5 protein-coding genes are annotated in these 6,136 nt (G+C 71.4%); 1 reads left to right on the top strand and 4 read right to left on the bottom strand.

The genetic code is table 11. The annotated features are described in order from the left end of the window. Together EYA84_RS24180 and EYA84_RS24185 are read right to left on the bottom strand one after the other, a co-directional pair. The coding region (locus EYA84_RS24180) for an HEXXH motif domain-containing protein (protein WP_131055632.1) at positions 1 to 1,316 on the bottom strand (1,316 nt) is incomplete at its 3' end. A gap of 26 nt (positions 1,317 to 1,342) precedes the next feature. After that, positions 1,343 to 1,522, bottom strand: coding sequence for a hypothetical protein (locus EYA84_RS24185; protein WP_117228938.1), 180 nt, complete (start codon positions 1,520 to 1,522; stop codon positions 1,343 to 1,345). A gap of 326 nt (positions 1,523 to 1,848) precedes the next feature. Between EYA84_RS24185 and EYA84_RS24190 the strand changes: the two genes are divergently transcribed. Continuing rightward, entirely contained in the window at positions 1,849 to 2,901 is a 1,053-nt protein-coding gene (locus tag EYA84_RS24190; protein ID WP_131055634.1) for an alpha/beta fold hydrolase, read from the top strand. Between the two features lie 153 nt (positions 2,902 to 3,054). On the opposite strand, the gene EYA84_RS24195 is transcribed toward EYA84_RS24190, so the two are convergent. Both EYA84_RS24195 and EYA84_RS24200 read right to left on the bottom strand, forming a co-directional pair. Next, positions 3,055 to 4,398 (bottom strand): class I SAM-dependent methyltransferase, encoded by a 1,344-nt coding sequence (locus EYA84_RS24195; RefSeq protein WP_131055636.1) that lies wholly within the window; start codon positions 4,396 to 4,398, stop codon positions 3,055 to 3,057. A 76-nt stretch (positions 4,399 to 4,474) separates the two neighbouring features. Beyond that, positions 4,475 to 5,857, bottom strand: coding sequence for an FAD-binding oxidoreductase (locus EYA84_RS24200; RefSeq protein ID WP_131055638.1), 1,383 nt, complete (start codon positions 5,855 to 5,857; stop codon positions 4,475 to 4,477). Between the last annotated feature and the right edge of the window lie 279 nt (positions 5,858 to 6,136).

Genomic DNA, 6,136 nt, shown 5'->3' on the forward strand with positions numbered 1-6,136 from the left:
GCCGCGAGCGGGTCCGCCGGCACCGGCTCCTCCTGCCACCCCAAGGCGGTGGTGGTCAGTCCCTCGACCAGGTGCCGCCCGACGTCGGTGAGCTGCGGCAGGTCGCGCATCATCCGCAGGGTTGCCCACACCTGCTCCCGCCACCGGGCGAACTCGAAGTGCGCCAGCCCGGCGGCGGTGCCGGTCGCCACCTGCCGGTACGCCCGCCAGAACTCGACGATCCCGACGAAGGCGTACACGCCCTGGATCAGACCGCCGAGCGGGCGGGGATCGTCGCGCCAGGGCGCGTACAGCCGGTGCGGCGGTTCGCCCTCGATCAGTGGGGCCAGGTGCAGCAGTCCGCCGAGCTTGATGTGCTGGAACTCGTGGACCAGCGTGACCGCCAGCTCGGGAGCGTCCTCCGGCTCGGAGACGATCATGCTGCCGAAGGCGTCGCCCGCCGAGGCGCTCATGGTCCGGAACCGTTCGGCGGCCGGTTGGGGCACCACCGAGGTCAGGCCCCGGGCGATCGGCACCGCCAGGTCCGGGCAGGCCCGCACCAGCAGTGCCCACGCCTGGTCGAGCAGTTCCCGCCACCGCCGCACGTCGGCGGCGATGTCCAGGTGCGGCGCGGTGGGCGTACGCAGGTTGCGGTAGGGGTCGATGAAGTCGAGCGTGACCTCCAGGGTGTGCCCGCCGGCCGTGGAGCGTACGGTCGGCAACGGCACCCAGCCGTCGGTGCCACCGCCGGTGGCGTCGAACTCGACGACCGTGCCGGCCACGGTCACCGTGGCCCGCCCGTCCCCGCCGACGATCTCCGCCTCGTCCCACTCGTGGGCCTTGGGGACCCGGGCACCGCCGAGCGTCGGCAGGACGACGAAGCCGTCCCGCACCGGCACCCGCATGGTGAAGTCGCATCCGGTGCGGACGGCCGCAGCCACCGCCAGTGCGTGCAGGTACCCGAGGTCCACCCAGAGCGGGCCGGTGGCGGTGACCGTGGTGCCCCGCATCCGGCGCAGCGCGTACCCGGCCCAGGTGCCGACCTGCGGATGCAGGATCAGCTTCTCCACGACCTCGCGGTCGCGTCGCTGCGCGGCGACGAGCAGCCGCCATGCCTCGGCGACCGGCGGCAGCGGGCCGGTGGCGTCGGGTACGCCGGCGGCGGCGTCCAGGACCGCCCGCAGTTGGATCTTGCGCCAGCTGCTCTCGGCAGCCAGCAGTTCGGCGATGGTGTCGGCGTCAGCGGACCCGGTGGCCAGGGCCCCGAAGTGGCGTGGGTCCAGGCGATGGCGCGCGGGTCGACCGACCGGCTCCGCCGCCAGATGGTGAGCGGTCACAACTTCTCCAAGGAAGGCCGGCCCCGTCAGTCGAGACGCTGGGGATTGTAGCCACTGGTGATACTTTCGGGATCGTCGACACGACGGAGGAGTCGCCGCATGATCGGGCCGAGAATCTCCTGGTCATAGTCGACCAGGAGATCAAGAGACACATCCGCGAGATCGACGAGTTCCGAGTCGACCTCGACAGCGAACGGTTGATTCACCGGCATACCATTACCACACTCCGCGCCCGATGAGGGCAATGGACGCGGCAGAACGCGCATTCGTCGGTGAATGGACCGATAGCACCCGGGATGTCACCGCCACCGATCCCCCAACACCCCCGCGCTGTGATCGTCGCCGCAGGTCAGAGCGGTTCTTGACGGTCCAGTCGGGTCGCCTGCGCGCGCCTCGGGTTGAGGGACGACCGCAGCCGGTCCACGGCCCGCTCACCGGTCGTGTCGATTTCGGCGGCGGAGCGCGAAATGCGCTGCTCACCACAATGGACCGTGGTCCACATCCGGTGGCGCGGTGGTGTTAGCGTGATCTCGTGTCCGGAACAGCCGTCGTGTTCGTACACGGATTCTTGTCCTCGGCCGACACCTGGGGAGAATTCGTCCGACTCGTTGCCCAGGACGACGCCCTGACCGGCCTTCACGTGCACACCTTCGGGTACGAATCGCCGTTGGTCTCGCTCAATCCGCTACGCCGGATACCGCACATCGACGACATCGCCGACGACCTGCGCACCTACCTGTCCCAGGACCTGGCCGACCACTCCCGGCTCGCGCTCGTCTCGCACAGCCAGGGCGGTCTGGTGGTCCAACGGGCCCTGGCCCGGATGCTCGCCGACAACCCCGGCGAACTCGACCGCCTCCGCCTGGTGCTCATGTACGCCTGTCCGAACGCCGGGTCGGACCTGGCCCTGCCGCTGCGCCGGAGCTTGCTGCGCTGGCACCCACAGGAGGCGGACCTGCGCCCGTTGCGCGCCGCCGTGCTGGACGCCCAACGGGTGGTGCTCCGCCAGATCGTCCACGCGCCGCAGCCGACCGTCCGGGTCAAGGTCTACGCCGGTGCCAGCGACGGCGTGGTCCCGCCCGCCTCGGCTCGCAGCGTCTTCCCGGACGCGGGCGTACTGCCCGGCGACCACTTCTCCATCATCCAGCCGGATTCCCACGAACACCGCTCCTATGTGGTGCTGCGGCGGGCCCTGCTCGCCCTCGACGATCCCGCACCCTCCCCCGAAGCACTCCCGGACGTCCGCGACCCGGACACGGGAACGCCGCAGACCGCCGGGCCGGCGGTGGAGCCGACCGGTGACGAGTACGCCGAACTGGTCCGGCTCCTGCTCGACCTGCCCAACATCCACGATCCGTCGTTCCGGCAGCAGCTCTACTCGCTTCTGCCCCGGCCGGTGCAGGAGCAGTTGCCGCGCAGCCCGGTGGCCCGGTTGGAGCTGATCGGGATGCTGAGCACGCTGTGGCGCTACCGCCACCTGGACGGCTGGCAGGCCCTCGGCGCAGGTCTCACCGCGCTCGTCCCCGACCACCCGGCCACCGTCGCCCTGCTCGCCCGGCTCGACACCCTCGCCCGGCCGATGTAAGGAAGGGCACCCTGCTAACGCCTCGGGTAGAGCAGGGGTCCCCTCCTCACAGCCGGACGACCGGGTAGCCGGCCACGGCGATCTCGGAGGCGTCCCCATCGACGCGCCGCGCCGATGGATTCGGCGCGGCTTCGTACCGACGAGGTCAGCGGGTCAGGGCAGCCAGTCCGGCCGCAGCGGATAGCCGTTGACCGCGTCCGGGCCGTTGCGCGTGGCCAGCACCTGGTGCAACTGGATGCCGTTGCGCTCGAACGCCAGCCGCGAACCGGCCATGTAGAGCCCCCACACCCGGGCCGTGCCACTGCCCACCTCGGCGACGCAGAAGTCCCAGTGCTCCACCAGGTTGCGGCACCACGCCGCCAGGGTCAGCGCGTAGTGCTGGCGCAGGTTCTCCTCGTGGTGCACCTCCAGCCCCACGTCGTGCAGTCCACTGATCACCCGCCCGGGACCGGCCAGCTCCCCGTCGGGGAAGACGTACCGGTCGATGAAGGCGCCCGACCGGTGCGGCGCCCGGTTGTCGGCCCGGGTGATGCAGTGGTTGAGCAGCCGCCCCTGCGGACGCAGCCGGTCCCGCAGGAAACCGAAGTACGCCGGGTAGTTGCGCACCCCGATGTGCTCGGTCAGCCCGATCGAGGAGACCGCGTCGAACTCCCGCCGGGGCGCGTCGCGGTAGTCCATGTGCCGCACCTCGGCCAGCCCGGTCAACCCCTCACGCGCGATCGCCGCCTGCGCCCACTGCGCCTGGGCACGCGACAGGGTCACCCCGAGGGCCTTGACGCCGTACTCGCGGGCCGCGTGCCGGACCATGCCGCCCCAGCCGCAGCCCACGTCGAGCAGGCGCATCCCCGGACGCAGCGCGAGCTTGCCCGCGACCAGGTCGTACTTGCTCGCCTGGGCCTCCTCCAGCGTGTCCTCGGGACTGCGGAAAACCGCGCAGGTGTACGTCATCGACGGCCCGAGCACCTTCTCGTAGAAGGCGTTGGAGACGTCGTAGTGGTGGCTGATCGCGCTGCTGTCCCGGAACCGGGAGTGCCGTAGGCCGCTCACGATCCGCCTCCAGCGGGGCAGCGCCTCCTGCGGCGGTGCCGGTGGCGGCAACAACCGTTCCCAGCCCAGCCTGCGTACCAGCGCCAACCCCTCGGCCACCGTCGGTGTGCGTACCCGCAACTCGTCCTTGAGCACCCGCAACGCCTCGTACGGGTCGCCCGGGTGCACCCCCTCCAGCGCCAGGTCACCGCTCACGTACGCCCGCGCCATACCCAGATCGCCCGGCGCCGTGAGCAGATACGACAGTCCCCGCTCGGAGCGGATCGACAGGGTGATCCCGGCGTCGGCCGGGCCGAGGCGACTGCCGTCGTACCCGGTGACCCGGACCGGCAGCGGGCCGGCGGTGAGTGCCCGGACCACGTCCGCGACACGCAGACCACGTCGGCCGCTCCCGTCCGGCGGTGTGGCGGGAGCACCACCCGCCCCCTGCTCTCGATCAACAAGGCTCATGCCGGCACTCCGCTTCGCTCCGTGCCACCATGAGGCTCGATCGCACTGAACCTGATGATTCGCTCGCTACGCTCGCTCATGCGCGCGTTACCGCCTTTTCGTACAGTCCGGTGAGCCGATGTTCCGGGTCGTACCGGTCCCGCACGGCGCGCCATATGTCACCGCCGTAGAGCCGGTCGAACGCATCCCGGTCGTAGTACGCGTCGGAGTAGAGCGACTTGTGTCCGCCCGCCTCCGACACCGCGCGCTCGATCTCCCGGTTCACGGCACCGTCGACGGCACCCTCGGTGATCGGCACGCTCCCCCAGAACCCGATGTTGACGTAGTCCTGCCCCGGCCGGAGCGGATACAACGGCCAGGACCGGGCGCTTCCACCGCCCGCCGGCTCTCGCAGCCGCAGCGGGCACAGCCACACCGGGGTCATCCCCACCCGGCGGGCGAACCAGTGCAGGAAGTCGGCGGTGCGGTCCAGCGGGACCTCGACGTCCTGCACCACGCGCTCCCGGGCCGGCTGGCCACGCCACCGGTCGATCCGGGCGGCCACCTGGTGGCGGTGTTCCAGCCGCACGATGCGGTGGTAGACGTCGCTGCGCCGCCACCGGGCCGGCCACAGCCGCCGCACCAGCGGATGTTGCGCCCCGAACGCCGCCGAGCACCAGAACCAGTCGGTGTCCCAGCGCCACAGGTAGTCGTGGACGGTGAGGGTGTCGTGCGGCAGCCGGCGCAGCGAGCGGTAGTAGATGTCCTGACCGGTGTAGTCGGAGACCCGGCCCGGATCGTCGGTGAAGCGGGCCAGCACCAGGTACGCCTCGCCGGGGCTGAACATCACCCCGTCCATCGCGTCGACGCTCTCCCCCGCCCAGGCGCGGCTGGCGGAGATCTCGCCGATCGCCTCGGTCAACGCGGTCAGGTCGGTGAATCGGACGTTGCGCAGCGCCACGTGCCGCCGGACCGGTTGCAGCTCGATGCGCAGCCGGGTGGCGTAGCCGAGGCTGCCCAGCGAGTTGGGGAAGGCGGCGAAGAGGTCCGCGTGTTCGCCCGCCGGCCGGGCGGTGACCAGCTCGCCCGCCCCGGTGAACACGTCCATCTCGGTCACCGACTCGTGCGGCAGGCCGTTGCGGAACGAGGTCGACTCGATGCCCAACCCGGTGACCGCCCCACCCAGGGTGATGGTGCGTAGCTGCGGCACCACCAGCGGCATCAGGGCGTACGGCAGGGTCGCCTCGACCAGCCGCTCGTAGGTGCACATGCCCTGCACGTCGGCGGTGCGGGCGACCGGGTCGACGCTGAGCACACCACCGAGCCCGCTGACGTCCAGACCCGCCGTGCGCGGGGCGGCGCGCGGGCGGAACAGGTTGGAGGTCCGTTTGGCCAGCCGCACGGGCCGACCCGGTGGCACCGCAGCGTACGACCGTCGCAGCTGAGCCACCGCCACGTCATGATCACGCAAAGCGTGCATGTGGTCACTTTACGCGTCGGCGGCGTCACCGGCGGGCCGTCCACGCGAGAGTTACCGCACCTGCCATGGCGTACCGGCCCGGGGGTGGGCCAGGATGCCGGCATGTCGGAAACCGATGGATCGGGCACCGTCTACGGCACCCGCCGTTCCGGACCGCCCCGGGACCCGGTGCTACTGGCGGCCGGTGCGGTCGGACTGGCCGGCGTACTGGCCGGGGTGCTCTTCGCCACCGGCCTGCTCGGTGGCGGCGACGACCCGGCGCCGACCCCGGTGGCCGGC

The sequence above is a fragment of the Verrucosispora sp. SN26_14.1 genome (assembly GCF_004307965.1).
GTDB lineage: Bacteria > Actinomycetota > Actinomycetes > Mycobacteriales > Micromonosporaceae > Micromonospora.

What these genes read in the sequence shown, in the direction of transcription:
- EYA84_RS24200 (WP_131055638.1), bottom strand. Translation starts at nt 5,857, where the DNA reads ATGCACGCTTTGCGTGATCATGACGTGGCGGTGGCTCAGCTGCGACGG.
- EYA84_RS24195 (WP_131055636.1), bottom strand. Translation starts at nt 4,398, where the DNA reads ATGAGCCTTGTTGATCGAGAGCAGGGGGCGGGTGGTGCTCCCGCCACA.